The sequence below is a fragment of the Micromonospora palythoicola genome (assembly GCF_036689795.1).
Classification (GTDB): domain Bacteria; phylum Actinomycetota; class Actinomycetes; order Mycobacteriales; family Micromonosporaceae; genus Micromonospora; species Micromonospora palythoicola.
In genome coordinates this window covers 177,934-199,897 of record NZ_JBAGKI010000002.1, presented here as the reverse complement: position 1 = coordinate 199,897, position 21,964 = coordinate 177,934, and the positions used below count along the sequence as shown (strand labels likewise).

Genomic DNA, 21,964 nt, shown 5'->3' with positions numbered 1-21,964 from the left:
GCGGGGGGGGGGGGGGGCCCCCCCCCCCGCCCCCCCCGGGGGGGGCGCCCCCCCCCCGGTGGGGCGCTCCCCCCCCCCCCCCCCGGCCCGGGGGTACGCCACGGGACCGCCACTCCCGCGGGTAACCCACCGACACCTCCTCGAACCGCACGCCGTCGTGCCAACTGGTCCGGGGAATGTGCAGATGGCCGTAGACGACCGCGGCGGCGTCGAAGCGTACGTGCCAGTCGGCGGTGGCCTCGGTGCCGCACCACTGGGCGAAGATCGGATACCGCAGCACCCGGGTCACCTCCCGGACCAGCGGCCAGTGGTTCATCAGCACGGTCGGCAGCGCCGGGTCGCGCCCGGCGAGCCGGCGGGCGGTCTCGGCCACCCGGGCGGCGCACCATGCCGACCGGCTCTCGTAAGGGTCGGGGTGCAGCAGCACCTCGTCGGTGCAGACGATCCCGGTCCGGTACGCCTCGGCCAGCGCCGCCTCGGGCGTGTCGAAGCCGTCCGGCCGCCAGCTGTGGTCGTACAGCAGCAGCAGCGGCGCCACCGTCACCGGGCCGCCGGGCCCCGCCCACACCGGGTACGGGTCCTCGGGGGTGACCACGCCGAGTCCACGACACAGCTCGACCAGGTGGGCGTAGCGCGCCGCACCCCGCAACGTGACCGGGTCGGCGGGCGGCGTCCACAGCTCGTGGTTGCCCGGCGACCAGACCACCCGGGCGAACCGGTCGGCCAGCAGCCGCAGTGCCCAGGCCACGTCGGCGACGGTGTCGCCCACGTCACCGGCGACCAGCAGCCAGTCCCGCGGCGTCCGGGGACGCAACCCCTCGACGATCGTCCGGTTCTCCGGATGGCCCACGTGCAGGTCGCTGATGGCCAGGAGACTGCCACCGTCGCCCGTTGCCACCATGCGGCGATCCTAGTGCGCCCGCCCGGCCCCCGGCCGGCCGCGGGCTGCGGTCCCGCCGCCCGGTCGCGGGTCCGCCACCCGCCGCACGGTCGCCCGCCGCGGCCCGTCCTGCCGGCGTACCCGGTAGGATCCCCTCGGGCCGTGACTGGCGCATTGGAGATGGAGAACCATCGGGGAGCGGCCCCGTCATGAGGACGCATGCCGAGCGCCTGGGCCTTCCGCACGTCACCTGGAGGTCGCATGCCGCGCAACGCCGAATCCACCGCCTTCCGCAGCGCTCTCGAGGTGATCCGTGGTGTCGAGCCGCGGGTCGCCGACGCGATCGGGGCGGAACTGGCCGACCAGCGCGAGTCGCTCAAGCTGATCGCCAGCGAGAACTACGCCTCCCCGGCGACGTTGCTGGCCATGGGCAACTGGTTCAGCGACAAGTACGCCGAGGGCACCGTCGGTCGCCGGTTCTACGCCGGCTGCCAGAACGTGGACACCGTCGAGGCGCTCGCCGCCGAGCACGCCCGGGAGTTGTTCGGCGCGGCGCACGCGTACGTGCAGCCGCACTCGGGCATCGACGCCAACCTGGTGGCGTTCTGGGCGATCCTGGCCGACCGCGTCGAGTCACCGGCGCTGAAGAAGGCGCAGGCCCGCCACGTCAACGACCTCACCGAGGCGGACTGGTTCGCGCTGCGGCGCGAGCTGGGCGACCAGCGGATGCTCGGCATGTCCCTGGACGCCGGCGGGCACCTGACCCACGGTTTCCGGCCGAACATCTCCGGCAAGATGTTCGACCAGCGCAGCTACGGCACCGACCCGGACACCGGTCTGGTCGACTACGACCGGGTCGCCGAGGCGGCTCGCGAGTTCCGGCCGCTGGTGCTGGTCGCCGGCTACTCGGCGTACCCACGTAAGATCAATTTCCGGATCATGCGGGAGATCGCCGACTCGGTCGGCGCCACGTTCATGGTGGACATGGCGCACTTCGCGGGCCTGGTCGCCGGCAAGGTCTTCACCGGTGACTTCGACCCGGTACCGCACGCGCACATCGTCACCAGCACCACCCACAAGTCGTTGCGCGGTCCGCGCGGCGGCCTGGTGCTGTGCGGCCCGGAGCTTGCCGACCAGGTGGACCGGGGCTGCCCGATGGTGCTCGGCGGCCCGCTGCCGCACGTGATGGCGGCCAAGGCGGTGGCGCTGGCCGAGGCCCGCCGGCCCGACTTCGCCGACTACGCCCGGCAGATCGTCGACAACGCCCGGGCGCTGGCCGAGGGTCTGCTGCGACGCGGAGCCAAACTGGTCACCGGCGGCACCGACAACCACCTGGTGCTGATCGACGTGACCGGCTACGGGCTGACCGGCCGGCAGGCCGAACAGGCGCTGCTGGACTCCGGCATCGTCACCAACCGCAACGCGGTGCCGCAGGACCCCAACGGCGCCTGGTACACCTCCGGCATCCGGATCGGCACCCCCGCGCTGACCACCCGGGGGCTCGGCACGGCGGAGATGGACACCACCGCCGAGCTGATCCACGCCGTGCTCAGCCAGACCAGCGCCGGGGTCGGCCCGGACGGCACCGCCTCCAAGGCGAAGTACGTGCTCGACCCGGCCCTCGCCGACAAGATCAGTCGCCAGGCCAGCGAGCTGCTCACCGGTTTCCCGCTCTACCCGGACGTCGAGCTGGGCTGACGACGATCGCGTCGGGCCGGGACGGCCCGGCCCGACGCGGTCGCGGACCCGTCAGGAGTGGTCGAACGTCCAGCGGAACCACCGGGTGCCGACCGGCGCGTACGTACCTCAGGCCAGTGGACGTTTCAGGTGGTAGCGGTGCACCTCGGTGCTGCCCTGCACGTTGTTCACGTCCTCGGCGGCGGAGACGAGTTCCCAACCGTCGCGTCCGGCGCGGTTGAGATGCGCGATCGCGGTGTCGCCGTACGCCGTGATGTCCTTGCGGGACCCGTCGGGGCCGTACCAGACGAACGAGACATGAAAATTGCGGCCCTGCCCCTGGTAGCGGCGGACCAGCAGGGCGTACTCCCAGGCAACCATGCCGCCCATTATGACCGTCCTGTCAGGACGGCGGCAGGGCAGCCGTCACAGGTTGCGAACCGGTGAACGCGATGAGTCGCCGCACCGGTTCCGGTCAGCTCACCGGCACCGTGCGCAGCCGCCGGGCGCTCGCCGGGTCGGCGCAGCCGGCCAGGGCCAGGGCGTCGCGCACCTCGTCGGCGAGCAGGGCCAGCGCGGAGCGGGCCGCCGGTTGCCCACCGACCGCCAGGGCCCAGAGCATCGGCCGCCCGACCAGCACACCGGCGGCACCCAGCGCCAGGGCGCGCAGCACGTCGACACCGCTGCGGATGCCACTGTCCAGCAACACCTCGCAGCGGTCACCGACGGCCGCCACCACCTCGGGCAGCATGGTGACGCTGGCCGGGGCTCCGTCGAGCTGCCGGCCGCCGTGGTTGGACACCACGATCGCCCGTGCTCCCGCGTCGACGGCACGGACCGCGTCGGCCGGGTCGAGGATGCCCTTGACGACCAGTGGCAGGTCGGACCGCTCCCCCAGCCACCGCAGGTCCGACCAGGTCAGCGCCGGAGCGAACGCCGCGTCACGGTGCGCGGACACCGGGGTCACCCCGGGCGTACCGCCGTGGGCCAGGTCGTCGCGACCGCCCGGCAGGTTGGCCGGGACCAGCCCCGGCGGCAGCCGGAAGGAGTTGCGCAGGTCCCGCAGGCGTCGGCCGAGCACCGGCACGTCCACGGTGACCACGAGCGCCCGGCAGCCGGCGGCGCGGACCCGCGCCAGCAGGTCGGCGACCAGGGACCGCTCGCGCAGCCAGTACAGCTGGAACCAGACGTCGGCGCCGGTGGCGGTGACCTGCTCGATCGGCGTGCTGCCGAGGATGCTGGCCAGGTACGGCACGTCGGCGGCGCAAGCCGCGGCGGCCAGTGCCGGTTCGCCGTCGGGGTGCACCAGCCGTTGGTACGCCAACGGCGCCACCGCCACCGGCATCGCGTACTCCCGGCCGAGCAACCGGGTCCGCAGTCTCGGGGTGCGCACCCCGGTCAGCACCCTCGGCACCACGCCGACCCGGTCCAGCGCACGGCGGTTTCCGCCGAGGGTCACCTCGGCACCGCTGCCACCGTCCAGGTAGTCCCAAACGCGGGGCGGCAGTACGGTCCGGGCCAGGGCGGCGAAGTCGGCCAGGCAGACCGGTTCGGGCGTGATCTCCATGCGGTTCACCATCGCCGACCCGGCCGCCGCCACGCCAGGCCACCCCGACCGTGCGGGCGGGACCCATGGCGGACACCAACCTGGCGTACCGTCAGGAGGTGGCCAGTTGGGACGACGTACGCCGGATCGCGCTGGGTCTGCCGGAGACCAGCGAGCGGCCCTCCTACGACGGGGTGGCCGCCTGGCGGGTGAAGGACAAGCCGTTCGTCTGGGAACGGCCGCTGCGCGGTAAGGAACTCCACGACCTCGGTCCGTCCGCACCGGACGGTCCCATCCTCGGGGTCCGGGTGGCGGATCTCGGCGTCAAGGAGGCGTTGCTCGCCGACGACCCCGGCCTCTTCTTCACCACGCCACACTTCGACGGCTATCCGTCGGTGCTGGTCCGGCTGGACCGGATCGGCGTCACCGAGCTGACCGAACTGATCGTGGAAGCCTGGTACGCCCGCGCCCCGAGACGGCTGGCCGCCGCGCACCAGGCGCAGACGGCACCGCCCGAAGCGGGCGGGTCACGGTAGACACCCGGATACCCGTAGCCAAGACTCACTCCGTCACGCGCCGGCTGGAAGCGCCTCACCGCCTCGCTTGCCCGACCACCACCCCGCCCGGACTCCCCAGCAATTTCAGGGATGCTGCCGCATCCGGCGTCGTCGAGGCAGCAGTATCAGCGAAGTTGCGGGCCAGCGCAGCGCGGGGCAACAGGTGCCGGCGTGGCGGTGGCGGGCGCGTCCTCGGTAGGGGCGGGGTGGGCGAGACGCCGCTCGCCGAGCGCCAGCAGCACGGCCACGACGCTGAGCAGGGCACCGATCAGCACCGTGCGGTGCACGCCGTGGCTCGGCAGCGCGAGCCCTCCGATGAAGGCACCAGCGGTGATGCCGACGTTGACGGCGGCGGACACGGTAGCGGCGGCGAGGTCCGAGCGTCCCGGCGCCACCTGCAGGACGAGGCCGCCGAGGGTCGCGGTGAACGCGGCGAAGGCCAGGCCGGCCAGCGCGATCAGGACGACGGCCGCGGCGGGTCGGTGGCCCAGCGCGTACAGCCCGAGCAGGGCCAGCGACTGTAGCGCGACGGTCGCGGTCAGGGCGAGCCAGGGGTTGCGGTCCACCAGCACGCCGACGGCGAGGATGCCGAGCACGCTGGCGATCCCGCGAGCGAGCAGAATGGCGCCGACCGAGGTGGCGGGCATCGCGCTGTGCTCGGTGACGAAGAGGGCGACGTAGGTGTAGGCGACGATCGCTCCGGCGGTCGCCAGGACGGCCACCGCGGCCAGCAGCCAGAAGCGTCGGGCGTCGGGCGTCGCACCTCGGGTGGCGTGCCCCTCGCCGGGGCGCGTCGAGGGCAGCAGCGCGGCGACCACAACGAACACGATCGCGCCGAGCCCGGACACCGCCAGGAACGAGGCCCGCCAGCCGGCCCGCTCGCCCAGCCAGATGCCCGCGGGCACGCCCAGGGCCAGGGCGACGTTGCCACCGGCGAACACGACCGCGACCACCCGGCCCCGCAGTCCCGGCCGGAACAGTTCCGCGGCGGCCGGCACCACCACCGCCCAGAACAGCGCGTGCGTCGCGGCCGTCGCCATCCGGGCCGCCAGCAGCACCGCGAAGCCGCTCGCGAACACCGTGACCGCGTTGCTGACCACGAAGCCGGCCAGCAGCGCCGACAGCAGTCGCCGCCGAGGGACGCGGCGGACCAGCGCGGTCAACGGCACCGAGGCGACCATCACCACGGCGCCGTACGCGGTGACCAGCATGCCCACGTCCGCGGGTGGGACGGCCAGATCCGCCGCCATCGGCAGCAGCAGCCCGATGGGCAGCGCCTCGGCGGTGGTGTAGAGGAAGGTCCCGCCCGACAGTCCGATCAGGACCGTTGTCGCCCGCCCGCGTCCCATCCGTCCTCCCGTGTTACCGGCTATCGATGTTATGGAGGTAACACTAGGGAGCGCCCCTACCGCCCGTCAACTGGTAAAGTCGCGTTTGATGGAAACAGTCGAGGGTGTCCGGAGGCTGCGCCTGGTGGGCGGCAACCTCGCCTTGGACTTCGTCAACACCCGCACCGGTCCACCCGTCGGGCCGCCCGACGACGACGTGCTCACCGGCTACCCCGAGCTGCTCGCCTGGGCCGGCTACGCGGGCGTGCTCACCGACGCGGAGGTGACCGGGTCACACCGCCGCCGGCCCGACGACCCGGACGACACGCAGGCCGCCTTCCTGCGGTCCCTGGACATCCGCGACCGCCTCGACGAGGTGTTCCGGGCCGTGGCGTCCGGCCGGAGCCCGAGCGGGTCCACCCTGGCCCGGCTGCGCGACGACGAAGCCGACGCGCTCGCTCACGCGCGGCTCGACAAGGCCGGCACCTTCGTCTGGTCCTGGCGGGACGACCACACCGCCGCCCGGCCGCTACGGCCGGTGGTGCACGCGGCGGTCCAGTTGCTCACCACCGGTCCGCTCGACCGGATCAAGGGATGCGGCGGCTGCCGCTTCGTCTTCCTCGACGAGAGCAAGAACCGCAGTCGCCGCTGGTGCAGCATGGACGACTGCGGAACCGCCGAGAAGGCGCGGCGTTACGTCGCCGCGCGCCGTACCCGGGCGACCCGGTGAGCATCCGACCCGGCCGGCGGCACCGGCCGATCGCCGCGTTCGCCCGCTGTTCGCCCCGCCGCCACACCCGCGTCGCCCGCTCCGCGTACCGTCGGCGCACGTGATCATCCGTCCGGCGACCACCGAGGTGCGCGCGTTACGCCGTATCGGTGACACCGCCCCGCACAACGCCTTCACCGACCTGGTCCGGCACGCGGGACAGTGGTTCTGCGCGTTCCGGCAGGGCCGGTCGCACCTGTCCGACGACGGCGTCCTGCGGGTGTTGACCTCATCGGACGCTCGCTCCTGGCAGACCGCGGCCGTCCTCGCCCAGGCCGGTGTCGACCTGCGCGACCCACGCTTCGTGCCGCGCCCCGACGGACGGTTGCAGTTGCTCGCCGCCGCCGCGACGGGCACTCCGAAGCGGTTCCGGACGGTCACCGCGCTCAGCGACGACGGCCACCGGTGGGACGAACCCCGGCCGATCGGCGAACCGGACGTCTGGATCTGGCGGGCGGCCTGGCGCGACGACGCGATGTACGGCGTCGGCTACGCCACCCGGGAGCCACGGTTCGCCCGGCTCTACCGCAGCGACGACGGATTCGACCTGCGACCGGTGGTCCGCACCCTGTTCTCCGGCGGGTATCCGAACGAGTCCGGGCTGGTCTTCGACTCCGACGGCACCGCCACCTGCCTGCTGCGGCGCGACGGTGGTACGGCCACCGCGCAGCTCGGCCGGGCCCGCCCGCCCTACCGGGAGTGGACCTGGACGGACCTCGGGGTACGGGTGGGCGGGCCGGCGCTGTGCCGGCTGCCCGACGGCACCCTGGTGGCCGGCGTACGGCTGCACGACGGGTCGGTGCGGACCGCGATCTGCGCCGTCGACGTGGCACGGGGCCGGCTGCGGGAGCTGGTCACGCTACCCTCCGGCGGCGACTCCAGCTATCCCGGCCTGGTCTGGCACGACGAGCGACTGCACGTCAGCTACTACTCCTCGCACGAGGGACACAGTTGCGTCTACCTGGCCGAGGTCGACCTCGGGTCGCGTTGAGGGCCCACCGGCAGCGTCGGTGACCGGCGCGGGGCCCCGGGCGGCCGGTCACCCGAGGGCTGCCGGTCGGCGGAGGTCGGCGGGGCGGCGCGGGGCCGCCGATCGGTCTCGCTCGGCGAGCACAGCGGTCCGGTCATGACTCCCCACCTCCACCATCGGCGTCGCCGCGGCACGCGCCAGACGCAGGTCACCTGCTCGGAGCGTTTCCCGAACCCTACGGCAGCCACGATGGACATTGCGTCATGCAAATGGATGTCCGAGAAGGGCGACTGACCGGATTGCCGTCGGACCGACCGGCGAGGATGATCGAGTCCGTGTGTCAACCTTGAGTGAGTGGATCACCACCATGCGTTCATCTTCTCACCGGGGTGTCCCGGCCGGTACGGGCGTCTGCGCGTGGATGTGGAAGCGCAGGGACCGGGCGTCGGTGAAGCACTCCCGCATCGGCCGGACCAGGTCGCGGTGTTCCGGGCTGCGCTCCCACGCCTCGAAGTCGGCCAGGCTGCTCCACTCGCTGGTGATGAGCCACTGCTCCGGGTCGGTCGACGAACGGCAGACCTGGTCGACCAGGTGGCCCGGCACCCCGTCGGCGACCAGGTGCCGGACCGCCTCGTAGGCCCGGAGGAAGTCCGCAGTGCGCTCGTCGGGCACCCGGACCAGAAACACCACCCGCGCGCGGTGCCCGCCGACCCGCTCCCCGCCCTCCCGTGCGTCCATCACCGCTCCTCTCCGGCCGGCGGCGCACCGCGCACCACCAGCGCACTGTTGAACCCGTCGAAGCCCCGGGCGCAGATCAACGCCACCCGGGTACGCGGGCGGCGGGCGACCCGCAGGAAATCCAGTTCGCACCCGTCCGCCACGACCTGCGGCCCGGCCGAGGCGGGCAGCGTGTCGTGCGCGAAGGCGAGCAGGGCGGTGGCCACGTCAAGTGCCGAGCCACCCTGATGCGCCCGCCCGGTCAACTCCTTGTGGGTGGTGACCGGCGGCATCCGGGCGCCGAAGACGGCCCGCAGGGCGCTGGCCTCGGCCCGGTCGTAGCGCGGCACGCCGAGCGCGTCGGGAACGACCACGTCCACCTCGTCCGGCTCGACACCGGCCCGGCCCAGGGCCAGCCGCATGGCGCGGGCGTACTGGTGCGGATCGCCGGCACTGTCCGCGGTGGTGTGCGTCGCGTCGTGGGTGGCGCCCCAGCCGGTCACCTCGCCGTAGCTGCGCGCACCCCGGGCCCGGGCGTGCTCCAGCTCCTCCACCACGAACACCGCGCCACCCTCGGCGGGAAGGTAGCCGCTGGCGGCGGCGTCGAACGGCCGGTAGGCGCGCTCCGGATCGGCCACCTCGCTGAGCAGGCCGGAGCGCAGCTGACAGGCCAGCGCGTACGGGCTCAGCGGACACTCGGTCGCCCCGGCGAGCACCACCGAGGCGCCGCGCCGTACGGTCCGCGCCGCGTGCGCCAGGCTGTCCAGGCCACCCGCCGACTCCGCCACCAGCACCCCGCACGGCCCCTTCGCCTGGTGCCGGATGGAGAGCTGTCCGACGCTGGCCGCGTAGAACCAGGCGATCGACTGGTACGCGCCGACCGTGCGCGACGGTGACGACCAGAGGCGTTGCAGCTCCCGCTGGCCGAACAGGTTGCCGCCGGAGGCACTGGCCAGGGTCACCGCCCAGCCGTACGGGTCGGTGGCCCGCTCCGGCAGGCCGGCGTCGGCCAGCGCCAGCGCGGTGGCGGCGAAGCCGAGGTGCGTCCACCGGTCGGTCTGCACCAGGGCACGGTTGTCGGCGTACCGGCCCGGGTCGAAGTCCGCGACCTCGCCGCCGAGGCGGGTCGGGTAGCCGGCGGCGTCGAACAGGGTGATCGGTCCGGTCCGGCGGCGGCCGGACAGGACCGTACGCCAGTGCGCGTCCGCGCCGACGCCGCTGGGTGCCACCACCCCGACGCCGGTGACCACGGCCCGCCCGCCGGTCACGCCGTCACCGGCGGGGGCCGTCCGGACCCGACTCGCGCTCACCGCGTCACCACCCGGGCCGACCTGCGGAACAGCATGGCCGACTGGAACCCGCCGAAGCCGCTGCCCACCGAGAGCGCCACGTCCACCGGCACCTCCCGGGCCTCGTTGGGCACGTAGTCCAGGTCGCACTCCGGGTCCCGGGTGGCCCAGTTGGCGGTCGGCGGCACCACGCCGAACTCGATGGCCAGGGCACACGCGGCCATCTCGATGGCGCCGATGGCTCCCAGCGAGTGCCCGACCATCGACTTGATCGAGCTGATCGGCACCCGGTGGGCCGCCGGACCGAGCGACCGTTTGAAGGCGGCCGTCTCGTGCCGGTCGTTCTGCCGGGTGCCGGAGCCGTGCGCGCTGATGTAGGAGACGTCCCCGGGTGCCAGTCGGGCCTGCCGCAGTGCGTCGGTGATGGCCAGCCCCATCTCCAGGCCGTCGGGGCGCAGCCCGGTCATGTGGTACCCGTTGCTGCGGCTGGCGTAGCCGGCCACCTCGCAGTAGACGTGCGCGCCCCGCCGCGCGGCGTGTCCGGCCTCCTCCAGCACCAGCACCGCCGCCCCCTCGGCCAGCACGAAGCCGTGCCGGTCGGCGTCGAAGGGGCGGGAGGCGTGCGCCGGGTCGTCGTTGTCCGGGCTGGTGGCCTTGATGGCGTCGAACGAGGCGACGGTGACCGGTGAGATCGGCGAGTCGGCGGCACCGGCGAGCACGATGTCGGCCTCGCCGTCGACGACCAACTGATGGGCGTAGCCGATGGCGTCGATGCCGGAGGTGCAGCCGGTGGAGATGACCTGGGCCGGCCCGTGCAGTCCGTGGCGGCAGGCCACGTCGGCGGCCAGGCTGCTGGGCATCAGCGCCGGGTAGAGGTACGGGCCACCGAGTGCCGCGTCGACCAGCCAGCGCCGGCCGCTGTCGCTCACCGTCACGTACTCCTGCTCCAGCGCCATGGTGCCGCCGACGGCGGTGCCCAGCACCACGCCGGTGCGGTCGCGTTCGGCGTCGGTGAGCTCCAGCCCGCTGTCGGCGACCGCCTCGGCGGCGCAGGCCAGCGCGAACTGCACGTAGCGGTCGGCGCGCTGCCGCTGGGCGGGGGTCAGCCCGGCGGCGTCCGGGTCGAAGTCGCACTCGGCGGCGATCTGCGACCGGAACGGCGACGGGTCGAAGAAGGTGATCCGCCGGGTGGCCGTGCGCCCCTCGGTGATGCTCTTCCAGAACCGGTCCCGGGTCACCCCGCCGGGGGCCACCACCCCGACGCCGGTGACCACGGTGCGTCGGGTGGTCACGACCGGTCCCGCTGTTCGACGAGCTCGGTGTCGACGTGGCCGAGTTCCGGGCGCGGCGCCAGTGGCCCGAGGTGGAAGACGACCTCGGCGGGCACGTGCCCGGTGTTGCGCAGCCGGTGCCGGACGTTGCGGGCCACGAACAGCGCCTCGCCGGCCGCCAGTGGCACCGGTTCGTCGTCCAAATCGACGGTGATGGCGCCCCGGGCGACGTAAAGGAACTCCTCGCTGTACGGGTGGTAGTGCTCGGCGATCCGCTCGCCCGGTGCCATGGTGGCCACGCCCATGAAACCCGAGGTACTGCCGACGGTACGCGGACCGAGCAGGACCCGCAGCTCGCCGCCGCGCCGACGGTCGGCGGGCACGTCCCGGGCGGCCACCAGGGCGAGGTCACTCATCGTCGGCTCCTGTCGCGCTCGCACCGGCCGGGACGGCTGTCGGGGTGACGCTCGTCGACGGCGGGGTCGTCCGGTCCCGGGCGAGCCGCTCGACGCGTTCCTTGATGACGGCCAGTTGCACGGCGCTGTTGGTGTTGATCCGTTCGGTCATCCCGGCGTTGTCCACCGGTGCGGTCGGCTTCATGGCGAAGTCCTGCACCCAGGTCATCCGGACGCCGTCGGGTTCCTCGGTGTAGGTCCAGCGGATCCGCATGTACTCGAACGGCCCGGTCTCCACCCGGTGGGCGCGCACCTGTCGGGTGGCCGGATCCGCGGTGCGTTCGCTGACCCAGCTCCAGGCGACGCCGTTCTCGTCGGGATGCATGGTGAGTCGGAACCGGACCGTGTCGCCGTCCCGGTCGAGGATCTCGGCCCGGGCGTACTCGGTGAACAGGTCCGGCCAGCCCGCCACGTCGTTCGTCACCGACCAGACCAGTTCCAGCGGAGCGGCGATGACGATGCTGTTCTCGGTGTGCCCGGGCGGGTCGGCCCGCCGGGCGACCAGGTCGGCCACGCCCGGGATGCTCAACTGTGCGGCCTGCTCCGGGATGCTGACCTGCCAGCGGTCGGCGACCACCGCCGACAGTTCGAGCAGGGCGAGCGAGTCCATGCCCAGCTCCTCCAGGGAGGCGGCCGGCGCGCGGGCGGCGGCCTCCGGATCGAGTCCGCAGTTGGTGACCAGGATGTCGGTTATCTCCGCGGTCAGCGAGTCGTCATCGGTGACGGTCATCGTTTCCTCCTCGGGTGTGTGGGTTTCGGTGCGGCGATCAGGCGGTCCACCAGCCCGGTGGAGTGCCGCCCCTTGCGGAACTCGGCGTCGTCGAGCACCCGCCGGACGAACGGGATGGTGGTGCGCATCCCCGGTCCGGAGATCTCGAACTCGCCGAGCGCCCGGTCCAGCCGGCTCAACGCCAGGTCACGGTCCGGGGCCCAGACGGCCACCTTCGCCAGCAGCGAGTCGTAGTGCGGCCCCACCAGGTAACCGGGATGCCCGTGGGTGTCGACCCGGGTGAACGGGCCGCCGGGCGGCACGAACCGGTCCAGCCGGCCGGGGGTGGGCGCGAAGTTCCGGTCCGGATCCTCCACGTTGACCCGGCACTCGATGCCCACCCCGGTGAACCGGACGTCCTCCTGACGCCAGCGCAGCGGGGTGCCCGCCGCGACGTGGAACTGCTCGTGCACCAGGTCGATGCCGGTGATCATCTCGGTGACCGGGTGTTCCACCTGGATGCGACAGTTGATCTCCAGGAAGTGGAACCTCTCCTCGGCGTCGACCAGGAACTCCACCGTCCCGGCACCGGTGAACCCGACGTCGAGTGCGCCACGCAGGGCGGTGCCGGCGATGGCGTCCAACGTCGCTTGGGACAGCGCCGGGGCGGGCGCCTCCTCGACGAGCTTCTGGTGGCGGCGCTGCACCGAGCAGTCCCGGGTGCCCAGGTGCACGCCGTTGCCGTGCGAGTCGCAGAGCAGTTGGACCTCGACGTGCCGGGCGTCGACCAGGTAGCGCTCGACGTACACCCGGTCGTCGCCGAAGGCGGCCTGGGCGGCGGCCCGGGTACGCGCGTACGCCCGGGGCAGGTCCGCCGGGGCCCGGACCACCGTCATCCCCCGGCCCCCGCCCCCGGCCGCGGCCTTGATGATGACCGGGTAGCCCACCTCGGCGGCGACGGCGGCGGCCTCGGCGGCCGTCGGTACCGGCTGTACCGCGCCCGGCGCCAGCGGCAGCCCGGCCCGGCTCATCAACGCCCGGGCGGAGGACTTGTCGGCGAGCACGGACATCACGTGTGGCGGTGGGCCGACGAAGGTCAACCCGTTGTCCGCGCAGATCTCCGCGAAGTCGGCGTCCTCGGAGAGGAACCCGTAGCCCGGGTGCACCGCCTGGGCGCCGACCTTACGGGCCGCCTCCACCACGGCGGCGGCGTTGAGGTAACTGCGCCGGCTGGCCGAGGGGCCGATCCGGACGGCCTCGTCGGCCAGCCGCACCGCCACCGAGTCGGCGTCCGCGGTGGAGTAGACCACGGCGGTACGGATGCCCAGTTCCCGGCACGCGCGCAGGATGCGCAGCGCGATCTCGCCCCGGTTGGCGATCAGCACCTTGGAGAACATCGCGCACCATCCTCAGGCCGGATCCAGGGCGACCAGTGGCTGGTCGTACTCCACCGGCTGTCCGTCGGCGACCAGGATCTCGACGACCCGGCCGGGTCGATCCGCGGCGATCTCGTTCATCAGTTTCATCGCCTCGACGATCCCGACCACCTGTCCGGGCCGGACCAGGTCGCCGACGGCCACGAAGGGTGCCGCACCCGGCTGCGGCGACCGGTAGAAGGTGCCGACCATCGGCGACCGGACGCTGGCGCGGGCCGCGGGGCCGGCCGCCGGTGGGGCCGGGGACGGTTCGACGGGCGGCCGGGGTGCGGGAGCGGCGACACCGGAACCCGTGGAACCGGACGGCGGACCCGGTTGCGGCCCGACCGGCCGAGCCCATTCCACCTCCAGCTCGGCCTCACCGAGGCGCAGTCGCAGCCGGCGCACCGGATCGGCCAGTTCGGCGATGAGCTGCTGGGCGTGCCGGCGCAGGTCGGCCAGGGCGGCGTCGGCCGCCGGACGCCGGTCGGGTTCCGGACCGGCGACGCCGTCGGCCCGCTGCCCGGTCGTGTCGCCGTTCGGCGTCGTCGCCGCACCGGGGACCGTGGGCGCGGCGCTCACCGGGTGCCCGCTCGGGCACTGGCGCGTGCGGCACCGAAGCGGCGGAAGCGTCGTCGCCGTCGTTGAACGAGGGTCACCGTGGGCACCTCCAGCAGCGGCAGCAGGTTCGCCAGCAGCGCCTGACGGACGGCCCGCGCGGTCGCCTCGGGGTCGTCGGCGGCCGAGCCGTCCGGCTCGGGTACGACCTCGTCGACCACCCCGAGCCGGCACAGATCCGGTGCGGTCAGTCGCAGGGCCCGGGCGGCCTGCGGGGCGGCGGTGCGACCGGGCCAGAGGATCGCGGCGCAGCCCTCGGGACTGATCACCGAGTAGACCGCGTGCTGGAGCATCAGCACCCGGTCGGCCACCGCCAGGGCCAGGGCACCGCCGCTGCCGCCCTCCCCGGTCACCACGGTCACCACCGGGGTGGGCAGCACGCTCATGACCAGGATGTTCTCCGCGATCGCCGCCGCCTGTCCGTGCTCCTCCGCCTCGACCCCCGGATCGGCCCCCGGGGTGTCGACAAGCGTCACCACGGGCAGCCCGAGTCGGGCCGCGAGTCGCATCAGCCGCAACGCCTTGCGGTGGCCCGCCGGGGTGGCCATGCCGAAGTTGCGGGCGGCCAGCTCGGCGGTGCTGTGTCCCTTCTGGTGGCCGACCACCATCAGGTGCCGGCCGTCGAGCCGCGCCAACCCCCCGACCACCGCCGGGCAGTCGCCGCCGAGCCGGTCGCCGTGCAGTTCGGTGAAGCCGTCGAAGGTGGTCTCCAGATAGTCCAGAGTGGTGGGCCGGCGGGGGTGCCGGGCCAGACGCACGGTCTCCCAGGCGTCGCGCACCGGTGTCCGGGGCAACCCGACCGGGCGGGCCGTCTCGGGCGGCGGGGCGTCCACGCCGGACCGCTTCGTGGCCGGGCGGCCGGTGCCCGTCGCGGCGAGCAGCGTCGCCAGTCGGGCACGCAGGGCGTGCCGGGGCACCACCATGTCGACCTGGCCGTGCCGCAGCAGGAACTCGGCGGTCTGGAACCCCTCCGGCAGGTCACGTCCGGTGACCTGCCGGATCACCCGAGGGCCGGCGAAGCCCATCCGGGCGCCGCTCTCGGCGAGTACCAGGTCGGCGCTGGTGGCGAAGGAGGCGGCCACCCCGCCGTAGGTGGGGTCGGTCAGCACGCTGACGGTGAGCAGTCCGACCTCGCGCAGCTCGGCCATCGCCTGGCTGACCGTGGCCATCTGCATCAGCGACAGCGCCCCCTCCTGCATCCGGGCACCGCCGGAGGCGGTGACCAGGACCAGCGGGACGCCCGCCGCCAACGCCTGCTCGGCGGTACGGGTGATCAGCTCGCCGACGGCGCTGCCCAGGCTGCCGCCGAGGAACCGGAAGTCCATCACGGCGAGCGCACAACGCGACCCGCCGATCGCGGCGGTGCCGCAGAGCACCGCCTCCGGCAGGCCGGTGTCGGCGCGGGCGGCGGCGAGCCGGTGCGGGTACGGCAGCACGTCGACGAAACCGATCGGATCCACCGCGACCGCGCGCTCCGGCAGGGTCCGGAACGATCCGGGATCGACCAGCTGGTCGATCCGCTCGGGTGCGGCGAGTCGGGCGTGCAGGCCGCACTCCGGGCAGACGTCGAGGTTGCGGCGCAGCCGCTTGCGGTAGAGCAGGGCGGCGCAGCCGCCGCACCGGGACCACAGGGTCTCGCCCGAGGGCGCGGTGGCGGTCATGGCCGGCCTCCGTCGAAGCGGTAGAAGCAGCGCGCCATCGCGTCCCGGGGCGACCGCCAGTCCGGCCGGTACGGCGAGATGTACGAACTCAGCCGGCTGCTGACCCGGACGAACTCGGGATGCTCCCGGACCGCCTCCACGGCGCCGTCACCGGCCGACTCGGTCTCGATGAGGTGCACGTACAGGTCGTGCAGGCGGTACAGCGAGCGGTGCCGGACCCCCACCAGGCGCGGCAGCTCGGTCGTGTCGGACTCGGCGAAGATCTCGGCGACCGCCGCCTCGGCGGTCGGGACCACCTTCGCGACGATGAGCGTTCGGTCCATGCTGGTCCTCCCCCAGGGGCCGGTCGGACGCCATCGGGTGGGCCCGGACGGCTGCCGCCACGATGCGGAGCACCGCGTCACCCGGGCGTCACCGAGCCCCCGGGAAACACCGCAGAACGGTGACGCTCAGTTGACGCAAGCTGTGATTCAGCTGAGCGGCCGCGAGCGCCATGATCGGCAAGATTGACCAGTTCAGAGGCGGTTTCACAGAAGACTGTCGAGTTGCATTACCGACAACATCGTTGACCCAGAGTAACTATGATTGATAATCTTCGCGGCGGTCGGACCCGGCACCGCACCCCGCGTGCGACGGCCCGACGAGTCGACAGTGGCGGCCCGGCGGCCACGCCGGGATCTGGCCGAGACCCGCAACCGACGCGTTCCGCAGGGGGTGCCGCCGTGGCCGCCGTTCCGCCCACGCCCACCACCGGCCAGCCCCACGACGCCGAGATCCGGCTGCACCTGCTCGGTGGCTTCCGCCTGACCCACGGGGACACTCCCGTGGTGGTGCCGCGCGGCCTGCAACGGATCATCGCGCTGATCGGGTTGCGTCCCGGTGCCACCCGTACCCACCTCGCCGGCCTGCTCTGGCCGGAGGCCACCGAGGAGCGGGCACTGTCCTCACTGCGGACCGCACTGTGGCGACTGCGTCAGGATCCCTACTGTCCACTGACCACCGCCGCCGACACCGTCCGCCTCGACCCGCTGGTCCGGGTCGATGTAGACCTGCTCATCGACACGGCCGGCCGGGTTCGCGACGGCCACGCCCCGGGCGACGCCGGGGAGGCCCTCACCGCCGGCCGGCACGACCTGCTGCCCGGCTGGTACGACGACTGGGTGCTGGCCGACCGGGAACGGCTGCGCCAGCTCCGACTGCACATGTTGGAACAGGTTTCCGGCCAGCACCTGGCCGCCGGCCGGCACGGTGAGGCGTTGGAGGCGGCGCTGGAGGCGATGGCCGCCGAGCCGCTGCGCGAGACGCCGCACCGGCTGGTGGTGCGCATCCATCTCGCCGAGGGCAACGCCTTCGAGGCGGTACACGCCTACTACGTCTACCGGGACCTGCTGCTGCGGGAGCTGCGGCTGGAGCCGTCGCCGGCGATGAGCGCGCTGCTCGCGGAGACCCTCGACCCCATTCGCCAGGCCAGCCGGCCGGCCGGCGGACCCCGCCGGCACGTGGTCACCCGCGCCGCCGCGCCGAGCCCGACGGCGATGCGTCACCGCACCGATCCCGGACGTTGACGGGTAGGTGACTGCGCGGGCGACAGGGTTGGGCCCACAGCGGCCCGTACCGGTGTCCGGCCGGGCCGACCCACCGGTGAGAGGAATCCGATGAGCCGTCTAGTGATCGTCAGCAGAATCATCCCGGGCGCGGAAGGTCGCGTGGCACAGATCTTCGCCGAGTCCGACGAGACCGAACTGCCGAGCCTGACCGGGGTACGCCACCGGTCCCTGTACTGCCTGCATGACCTGTGCGTACACCTGATGGAGACCGACGACGTCGGCGCGGACGCCCTCGCGGCGGCCCGCAACCATCCGCTGTTCCAGCAGGTCAACGAGCGACTGTCCGCACACACCTCGCCGTACCTGCCCACCTGGCGCTCGCCGCGCGACGCGATCGCCAACTGCTTCTACCGTTGGGACAGCGCGGAGGTCCCGGCACCGCGCGTGGCCGGCTGACCGGGCAGCGAGGCATGACGACCCGAGCACCGCACGTCCTGGTCATCGGTGCCGGCACCGGCGGCCTCTGCCTGGCGCACGGGCTGCGCCGCGCCGGGATCGACGTCGAGGTCTACGAGCGACACCGGGCCAGGGGCGAAGGGCTGCTCGGCTACCGGGTGGGCATCGGCCCCACCGGCAGTCGGGCCCTGCGTGACTGCCTGCCGCCGGAGCTGTTCGAGATCTACCTGGCCACCTGTGCCCGCTCGCCGCGCTACTTCAACGTGCTCAGCGAGAAGATGCGGCACACCGCGTCCTTCCCGCTGCGGCCGGACACCCACCCGGTCGACACGGAACGCTCCGTGGCCCGGATGACGCTGCGCCAGGTGCTGCTGACCGGCCTCGAGGACGTGGTGCACTTCGACCGCACCTTCACCCGGTACGAGCAGCACGACGACGGCACGGTCACCGCCCACTTCGCCGACGGCGGCACCGCGACCGGTGACCTGCTAGTGGCGGCGGACGGTACGCACTCGGCGGTCCGTCGTCAGTACCTGCCGCACGCCGTCATCCGGGACGCCGGCACGGTCAACATCGCCACCCGGGTGCCGCTGACCGCACACACCCGGTCCCTGCTGCCGGAGAGCGTGCAACGGGGCATCTCGCTCATCTTCGGTACCGGCGGGGTGATGGGCGTACTGCACGTGATGGAGTTCAAGTGGGACCGCGACGGTCGTCTCAAACCGGAGACCAGTTCGGCGGACGCGAAGCTGCTCAGCGACTGGCCGGGGCTGCGGCACGACCCCACCCGCGACAACATCAACCTGGTGGTGTGGAGCACCGCCCGCCGGTTCCCACCGGACGTGATGCGACGCCGGGGCACGGAGCTGATCCAGGTGGCGCTGGAGCTGACCGCCAACTGGCACCCGCACCTGCGGGAACTGCTCAGCCTGGCGGACCCGGACAGTGTCCTGCCGATCCGGGTGTCCACCTCGGAGCCGGTGCCGCCCTGGCGAAGCAGCACGGTCACCCTGCTCGGTGACGCGATCCACACCATGACGCCGGGTCGGGGCGTGGGCGCCAACACCGCGCTGCGCGACGCGAACCTGCTGCGACGACAGCTGATCCTCGCCGCCGCCGGGGAGAAGACCCTGGTGCAGGCGGTCGCCGACTACGAGGCGGCGATGGTGCCGTACGGCTTCGCCCGGGTCGCCGACTCGTTGGGGCGCAGCGGCACCAACGGTGACGACCGCATGTACCAGCCGGTGTTCGGACGACTCGCGTTGCTCGGCGCCCGGGGATACTTCCGGGTCACCAGCCGGGTTCCCCGGTTGCGGCGCAAGTTCGTCGACGACTTCTACACCTACCGGGGCGAGCAGGACTGATCCTCGTCGCGACCCCGGCACCCGACCCGGTGCCGGGGTCGCGTCGTGTCCAGCCGCACGGTGAGCGCACCGTCCGTCCCGTACCGGACACCTGCCGTAGCCTCCGCGCGTCCGGTACGGACTGTTACCTGGCCTGCCTGTCGTCCCGGGCGCGCGTGTGCGAAGCTGCGGCGAGTTTTTCTCGCGACGATCCGGACGTGAACCTCAGGGAGGGTTACCGTGGGCGAGTCCTTCGGGAACTGGCTGATACTGCTCGTGGTGCTGGTGGCGGGGCTGGCCGTGGGCTGGCTGTTGCTGCGCGGCCGGCGGGCGGAACCGACCGAGCCGACCGGCGGTACGGCGGGCGACGCGACCAGCGAGGCGAACGATTCCGCCCCGGTCGCCACCGGGACCGCGCAGTCGACCGCCGTGACCGAACCAACGACCGAGCCCGATCCCGCCCCACCGGCGGGCAACGAAACCACCGCCACGGCGGCCGAGCCCACCGGAGGCGACGCGACCCCGACCGCCACCGAGCCGACCGACGACACCCGCGAGACGTCGGTGACCGGTGCGGAGCCCACCGGGGCGCCGGGGGCCGCCGAACCGCTCGCCGACGTCACCACGACCGCCGTCCAGGACGGACCGACGGTGGACGCGACCGCGGAACCGCGACCGGCGGTGGCCACCCCACCGGTCCGGCCGCCGGCCAGCACCGAATCCGCCGCGGCGTCCACCGCGGCCACCAGCGCGCCCGTCACGGCGGCGGACCCGGTCGCCGCGGCCGAGCCGGTCGCCGCCGCCGAGCCGGTGGACGCCGCCGAGCCGGTGGCGACGGAGCCGGTCACCGTCGAGGCCGACGACTTCCGGCGCATCCAGGGCGTCGGGCCGAAGATGGCGGCGGCGCTGCACGGAGCGGGCATCCGGACCTACCGGCAGCTGGCCGACATGGACGAGGCCGCGCTGCGGGAGACCGTCCGGAGCGCCGGCCTGCGCGCCACCGCCAGCCTGGCCACCTGGCCTCAGCAGGCGAAGGTGCTGGCCACCCAGGCCGACAGCGGGTCCTGACGATCCCGGGCCGCCGGTCGCGGGAACGCCCCTCGCGGGCCCCGCGCCGGCGGCTGCGCTGTACGCCATTCCGGTGACCGGCCCCGACCCCGACGCGCTCCGGCCGGAACCGCCGTTACGGTCGATACGCCGGCCACGCCGGCACGCCGCACTGTCGCCGGCTGCCGGGAGCCATCCGTGCCGTTCGCCCACCTACAGCCCGACAACCCACGGCGACCGCTCACCCGCAGCGCGTCCACGACCCGCCGGGTTCCCCTCCTGGAACTCTTCTTCGACCTGGTCTACGTCGTCGCGTTGGCGCTGATCTCGCGCGGGCTGGCCGAGGAGATCAGCTGGTACCAGGCCGGCCAGGCGCTGATCCTGCTGGCCGCGGTGTGGTGGACCTGGGCGATCACCGCCCTGATCACCGACCTGTACGACCCGGAGCGCACCGAGATCAAGGCCCTGGTCCTCGCGGTGATGTTCGGGGTGCTGCTGATGGCCAGCGCGATCCCCAAGGCGTTCGGCGATCGGGGGCTCACCTTCGCCGGTGCGTACGTCGCCATCCACCTCGGGCGCGGCCTGTTCATCATCCCGGCGGTACGCGACGACCCGGAGATCCAGCGCCGGGCGGCCCGGGTCTTCTGCTGGTTCGCGCTGTCGGCGGTGCCGTGGCTGGGCGGCGCCTTCGTCTCGGAGGACCTCCGGATGGCGCTGTGGCTGCTCGCCCTCGGCCTCGACTACCTCGGGCTGCGGCTGTCCTACCCGGTGCCCGGGCTGGGCCGCGTCCCCGCCGCCCTGTTCAGGTTGACCGCCGAGCACCTGGCCGAGCGGTATCAGCAGTTCTACACCATCGCCCTGGGCGACGCGATCCTCGTCATCGGCATGGCGTACACCACGCACCACTCGGAGTTCGAGGACGCCGTGGCGCTGCTGCTGGCCTTCGCCACCACCCTGCTGCTCTGGCGGATCTACGTGCACAAGGCCGGAGAGCTGCTGCCCATGGCCATCAAGATCACGAGGGTGCCGATCCGCTTCCTCAACACCTCCCCCTACACCCACCTGGTGATGGTCGCCGGGGTGGTCGCCACGGCGGCCGGCTTCGAGCTGGTGCTGCACACCGACACCCTGCCCGCGCGTACCCCGCCCACCTGGGCGGCGATCATGCTCGGCGGCCCGGCGCTGTTCCTGGTCGGCCGGGCCCTGTTCGAACGCGAGGTCTTCAACCGGATGTCGTGGTCCCGTCCCGGCGGGGTGGTGGCGCTGCTGGCCGTGGCACCCGCGGTGCTGGTCCTGCCGGCACTCAGCGCTTCGCTGGCCGCGCTGCTGGTGCTCGCCGCGGTGGCGCTGGACGACCTTCGTCGCAGCCGCAATCGTCCGCCCGAGGCGCCCATGCCGCCGTAGGGCCGCCGGTCTCGTTAGCCGCTCGGCGCGGCTGGGTACAAGGTCCGCACCTTGCAATCCGAACCCCCGATTCGTGGAGGAAGCCATGCGCGGCACGTCGATATTCGGAGTCCTCGTGGTGATCTGGCTCGTCATCGGCGCCATCGCCGCCGGCCAGCGCGGCTACTACAGCGACGAGGAGACCAACTGCGCCGAGGTCGGCACGATCCTGGTGACCATCGCCGCCGGGCCGCTGAACTACGTCGGCGCCAACCCGGAGGTCGACTGCGAGCTGCCCCAGCCCTCTCAGTGAGCCCGGTGACGTA

Annotated in this window: 23 protein-coding genes and 1 riboswitch; of the genes, 10 read left to right on the top strand and 13 right to left on the bottom strand. The window is 73.2% G+C overall.

What is annotated here, in order from left to right:
• A partial coding sequence (locus tag V5O40_RS01990) for a metallophosphoesterase family protein (protein ID WP_332903809.1) occupies positions 1-901 on the bottom strand: 901 nt, incomplete at its 3' end.
• A gap of 131 nt (positions 902-1,032) precedes the next feature.
• A riboswitch (ZMP/ZTP riboswitch) is annotated at positions 1,033-1,123 on the top strand.
• Positions 1,124-1,141: 18 nt separating this feature from the next.
• On the opposite strand from V5O40_RS01990, the gene V5O40_RS01985 reads away from it, so the two are divergent.
• Positions 1,142-2,578: a glycine hydroxymethyltransferase gene (locus V5O40_RS01985; RefSeq protein WP_332903808.1), complete on the top strand. Its 1,437-nt coding sequence runs from the start codon at positions 1,142-1,144 to the stop codon at positions 2,576-2,578.
• A gap of 108 nt (positions 2,579-2,686) precedes the next feature.
• On the opposite strand, the gene V5O40_RS01980 is transcribed toward V5O40_RS01985, so the two are convergent.
• Together V5O40_RS01980 and V5O40_RS01975 are read right to left on the bottom strand one after the other, a co-directional pair.
• Positions 2,687-2,947, bottom strand: coding sequence for a hypothetical protein (locus V5O40_RS01980; RefSeq protein ID WP_164450148.1), 261 nt, complete (start codon positions 2,945-2,947; stop codon positions 2,687-2,689).
• Positions 2,948-3,032: 85 nt separating this feature from the next.
• Positions 3,033-4,124, bottom strand: a complete 1,092-nt coding sequence (locus V5O40_RS01975) for an alpha-hydroxy acid oxidase (protein WP_332903807.1) — start codon at positions 4,122-4,124, stop codon at positions 3,033-3,035.
• A gap of 65 nt (positions 4,125-4,189) precedes the next feature.
• Between V5O40_RS01975 and V5O40_RS01970 the strand changes: the two genes are divergently transcribed.
• On the top strand, positions 4,190-4,639 hold the full coding sequence (locus tag V5O40_RS01970; protein ID WP_332903806.1) for an MmcQ/YjbR family DNA-binding protein: 450 nt from the start codon (positions 4,190-4,192) through the stop codon (positions 4,637-4,639).
• A gap of 146 nt (positions 4,640-4,785) precedes the next feature.
• Here the strand turns inward: V5O40_RS01970 and V5O40_RS01965 are convergent, their stop codons facing one another.
• Positions 4,786-6,009, bottom strand: a complete 1,224-nt coding sequence (locus V5O40_RS01965; RefSeq protein WP_332903805.1) for an MFS transporter — start codon at positions 6,007-6,009, stop codon at positions 4,786-4,788.
• 88 nt (positions 6,010-6,097) lie between these two features.
• Here V5O40_RS01965 and V5O40_RS01960 point away from each other — a divergent pair, with 88 nt between their 5' ends.
• Positions 6,098-6,718 carry a CGNR zinc finger domain-containing protein gene (locus tag V5O40_RS01960; protein ID WP_332903804.1) on the top strand — a complete coding sequence of 207 codons (621 nt, stop codon included), beginning with the start codon at positions 6,098-6,100 and terminating at the stop codon, positions 6,716-6,718.
• 100 nt (positions 6,719-6,818) lie between these two features.
• Positions 6,819-7,748, top strand: coding sequence for an exo-alpha-sialidase (locus V5O40_RS01955; protein WP_332903803.1), 930 nt, complete (start codon positions 6,819-6,821; stop codon positions 7,746-7,748).
• 360 nt (positions 7,749-8,108) lie between these two features.
• On the opposite strand, the gene V5O40_RS01950 is transcribed toward V5O40_RS01955, so the two are convergent.
• The 9 genes from V5O40_RS01950 to V5O40_RS01910 are packed head-to-tail and all read right to left on the bottom strand — an operon-like array spanning position 8,109 to position 16,185.
• Complete coding sequence (locus V5O40_RS01950) at positions 8,109-8,465, bottom strand: antibiotic biosynthesis monooxygenase family protein (RefSeq protein ID WP_332903802.1); 357 nt, start codon at positions 8,463-8,465, stop codon at positions 8,109-8,111.
• A complete protein-coding gene (locus V5O40_RS01945) occupies positions 8,465-9,712 on the bottom strand; it encodes a beta-ketoacyl synthase N-terminal-like domain-containing protein (RefSeq protein WP_332903823.1) in 1,248 nt (415 codons plus the stop codon). The genes V5O40_RS01950 and V5O40_RS01945 overlap by 1 nt, the downstream gene beginning before the upstream one ends.
• 38 nt (positions 9,713-9,750) lie before the next feature.
• Positions 9,751-11,025 carry a beta-ketoacyl-[acyl-carrier-protein] synthase family protein gene (locus tag V5O40_RS01940; protein ID WP_332903801.1) on the bottom strand — a complete coding sequence of 425 codons (1,275 nt, stop codon included), beginning with the start codon at positions 11,023-11,025 and terminating at the stop codon, positions 9,751-9,753.
• A complete protein-coding gene (locus tag V5O40_RS01935) occupies positions 11,022-11,420 on the bottom strand; it encodes a cupin domain-containing protein (protein WP_164450155.1) in 399 nt (132 codons plus the stop codon). The genes V5O40_RS01940 and V5O40_RS01935 overlap by 4 nt, the downstream gene beginning before the upstream one ends.
• Positions 11,413-12,189 (bottom strand): SRPBCC family protein, encoded by a 777-nt coding sequence (locus tag V5O40_RS01930; RefSeq protein ID WP_332903800.1) that lies wholly within the window; start codon positions 12,187-12,189, stop codon positions 11,413-11,415. Before V5O40_RS01930 ends, V5O40_RS01935 begins: the two co-directional genes overlap by 8 nt.
• Entirely contained in the window at positions 12,186-13,565 is a 1,380-nt protein-coding gene (locus V5O40_RS01925) for an acetyl-CoA carboxylase biotin carboxylase subunit (RefSeq protein WP_332903799.1), read from the bottom strand. Before V5O40_RS01925 ends, V5O40_RS01930 begins: the two co-directional genes overlap by 4 nt.
• A gap of 12 nt (positions 13,566-13,577) precedes the next feature.
• Complete coding sequence (accB, locus tag V5O40_RS01920; RefSeq protein WP_332903798.1) at positions 13,578-14,165, bottom strand: acetyl-CoA carboxylase biotin carboxyl carrier protein; 588 nt, start codon at positions 14,163-14,165, stop codon at positions 13,578-13,580.
• Positions 14,162-15,862: an acetyl-CoA carboxylase carboxyltransferase subunit alpha gene (locus V5O40_RS01915; RefSeq protein ID WP_332903797.1), complete on the bottom strand. Its 1,701-nt coding sequence runs from the start codon at positions 15,860-15,862 to the stop codon at positions 14,162-14,164. Before V5O40_RS01915 ends, accB begins: the two co-directional genes overlap by 4 nt.
• Positions 15,859-16,185, bottom strand: coding sequence for a TcmI family type II polyketide cyclase (locus V5O40_RS01910; protein ID WP_269741039.1), 327 nt, complete (start codon positions 16,183-16,185; stop codon positions 15,859-15,861). Before V5O40_RS01910 ends, V5O40_RS01915 begins: the two co-directional genes overlap by 4 nt.
• Before the next feature lie 399 nt (positions 16,186-16,584).
• Here V5O40_RS01910 and V5O40_RS01905 point away from each other — a divergent pair, with 399 nt between their 5' ends.
• The 6 genes from V5O40_RS01905 to V5O40_RS01880 all read left to right on the top strand — a co-directional run bounded on the left by V5O40_RS01905 (position 16,585) and on the right by V5O40_RS01880 (position 21,951).
• Positions 16,585-17,427, top strand: coding sequence for an AfsR/SARP family transcriptional regulator (locus tag V5O40_RS01905; protein ID WP_332903796.1), 843 nt, complete (start codon positions 16,585-16,587; stop codon positions 17,425-17,427).
• 90 nt (positions 17,428-17,517) lie between these two features.
• Complete coding sequence (locus V5O40_RS01900; protein WP_210825448.1) at positions 17,518-17,865, top strand: TcmI family type II polyketide cyclase; 348 nt, start codon at positions 17,518-17,520, stop codon at positions 17,863-17,865.
• Between the two features lie 14 nt (positions 17,866-17,879).
• Positions 17,880-19,229 carry an FAD-dependent oxidoreductase gene (locus V5O40_RS01895; RefSeq protein ID WP_332903795.1) on the top strand — a complete coding sequence of 450 codons (1,350 nt, stop codon included), beginning with the start codon at positions 17,880-17,882 and terminating at the stop codon, positions 19,227-19,229.
• A gap of 219 nt (positions 19,230-19,448) precedes the next feature.
• The gene (locus V5O40_RS01890; RefSeq protein ID WP_332903794.1) at positions 19,449-20,276 is read left to right on the top strand and encodes a helix-hairpin-helix domain-containing protein; all 828 of its coding nucleotides are present in this window, start codon (positions 19,449-19,451) and stop codon (positions 20,274-20,276) included.
• A 177-nt stretch (positions 20,277-20,453) separates the two neighbouring features.
• Positions 20,454-21,659, top strand: coding sequence for a low temperature requirement protein A (locus V5O40_RS01885; RefSeq protein ID WP_332903793.1), 1,206 nt, complete (start codon positions 20,454-20,456; stop codon positions 21,657-21,659).
• Positions 21,660-21,744: 85 nt separating this feature from the next.
• Positions 21,745-21,951, top strand: coding sequence for a hypothetical protein (locus V5O40_RS01880; protein WP_164450165.1), 207 nt, complete (start codon positions 21,745-21,747; stop codon positions 21,949-21,951).
• Positions 21,952-21,964: the final 13 nt, after the last annotated feature.

What these genes read in the sequence shown, in the direction of transcription:
- V5O40_RS01910 (WP_269741039.1), bottom strand. Translation starts at nt 16,185, where the DNA reads ATGGACCGAACGCTCATCGTCGCGAAGGTGGTCCCGACCGCCGAGGCG.
- V5O40_RS01965 (WP_332903805.1), bottom strand. Translation starts at nt 6,009, where the DNA reads ATGGGACGCGGGCGGGCGACAACGGTCCTGATCGGACTGTCGGGCGGG.
- V5O40_RS01980 (WP_164450148.1), bottom strand. Translation starts at nt 2,947, where the DNA reads ATGGGCGGCATGGTTGCCTGGGAGTACGCCCTGCTGGTCCGCCGCTAC.
- V5O40_RS01950 (WP_332903802.1), bottom strand. Translation starts at nt 8,465, where the DNA reads ATGGACGCACGGGAGGGCGGGGAGCGGGTCGGCGGGCACCGCGCGCGG.
- V5O40_RS01935 (WP_164450155.1), bottom strand. Translation starts at nt 11,420, where the DNA reads ATGAGTGACCTCGCCCTGGTGGCCGCCCGGGACGTGCCCGCCGACCGT.
- V5O40_RS01975 (WP_332903807.1), bottom strand. Translation starts at nt 4,124, where the DNA reads ATGGAGATCACGCCCGAACCGGTCTGCCTGGCCGACTTCGCCGCCCTG.
- V5O40_RS01960 (WP_332903804.1), top strand. Translation starts at nt 6,098, where the DNA reads ATGGAAACAGTCGAGGGTGTCCGGAGGCTGCGCCTGGTGGGCGGCAAC.
- V5O40_RS01895 (WP_332903795.1), top strand. Translation starts at nt 17,880, where the DNA reads ATGACGACCCGAGCACCGCACGTCCTGGTCATCGGTGCCGGCACCGGC.
- V5O40_RS01930 (WP_332903800.1), bottom strand. Translation starts at nt 12,189, where the DNA reads ATGACCGTCACCGATGACGACTCGCTGACCGCGGAGATAACCGACATC.
- V5O40_RS01925 (WP_332903799.1), bottom strand. Translation starts at nt 13,565, where the DNA reads ATGTTCTCCAAGGTGCTGATCGCCAACCGGGGCGAGATCGCGCTGCGC.
- V5O40_RS01985 (WP_332903808.1), top strand. Translation starts at nt 1,142, where the DNA reads ATGCCGCGCAACGCCGAATCCACCGCCTTCCGCAGCGCTCTCGAGGTG.
- V5O40_RS01880 (WP_164450165.1), top strand. Translation starts at nt 21,745, where the DNA reads ATGCGCGGCACGTCGATATTCGGAGTCCTCGTGGTGATCTGGCTCGTC.
- V5O40_RS01970 (WP_332903806.1), top strand. Translation starts at nt 4,190, where the DNA reads ATGGCGGACACCAACCTGGCGTACCGTCAGGAGGTGGCCAGTTGGGAC.
- V5O40_RS01915 (WP_332903797.1), bottom strand. Translation starts at nt 15,862, where the DNA reads ATGACCGCCACCGCGCCCTCGGGCGAGACCCTGTGGTCCCGGTGCGGC.
- V5O40_RS01900 (WP_210825448.1), top strand. Translation starts at nt 17,518, where the DNA reads ATGAGCCGTCTAGTGATCGTCAGCAGAATCATCCCGGGCGCGGAAGGT.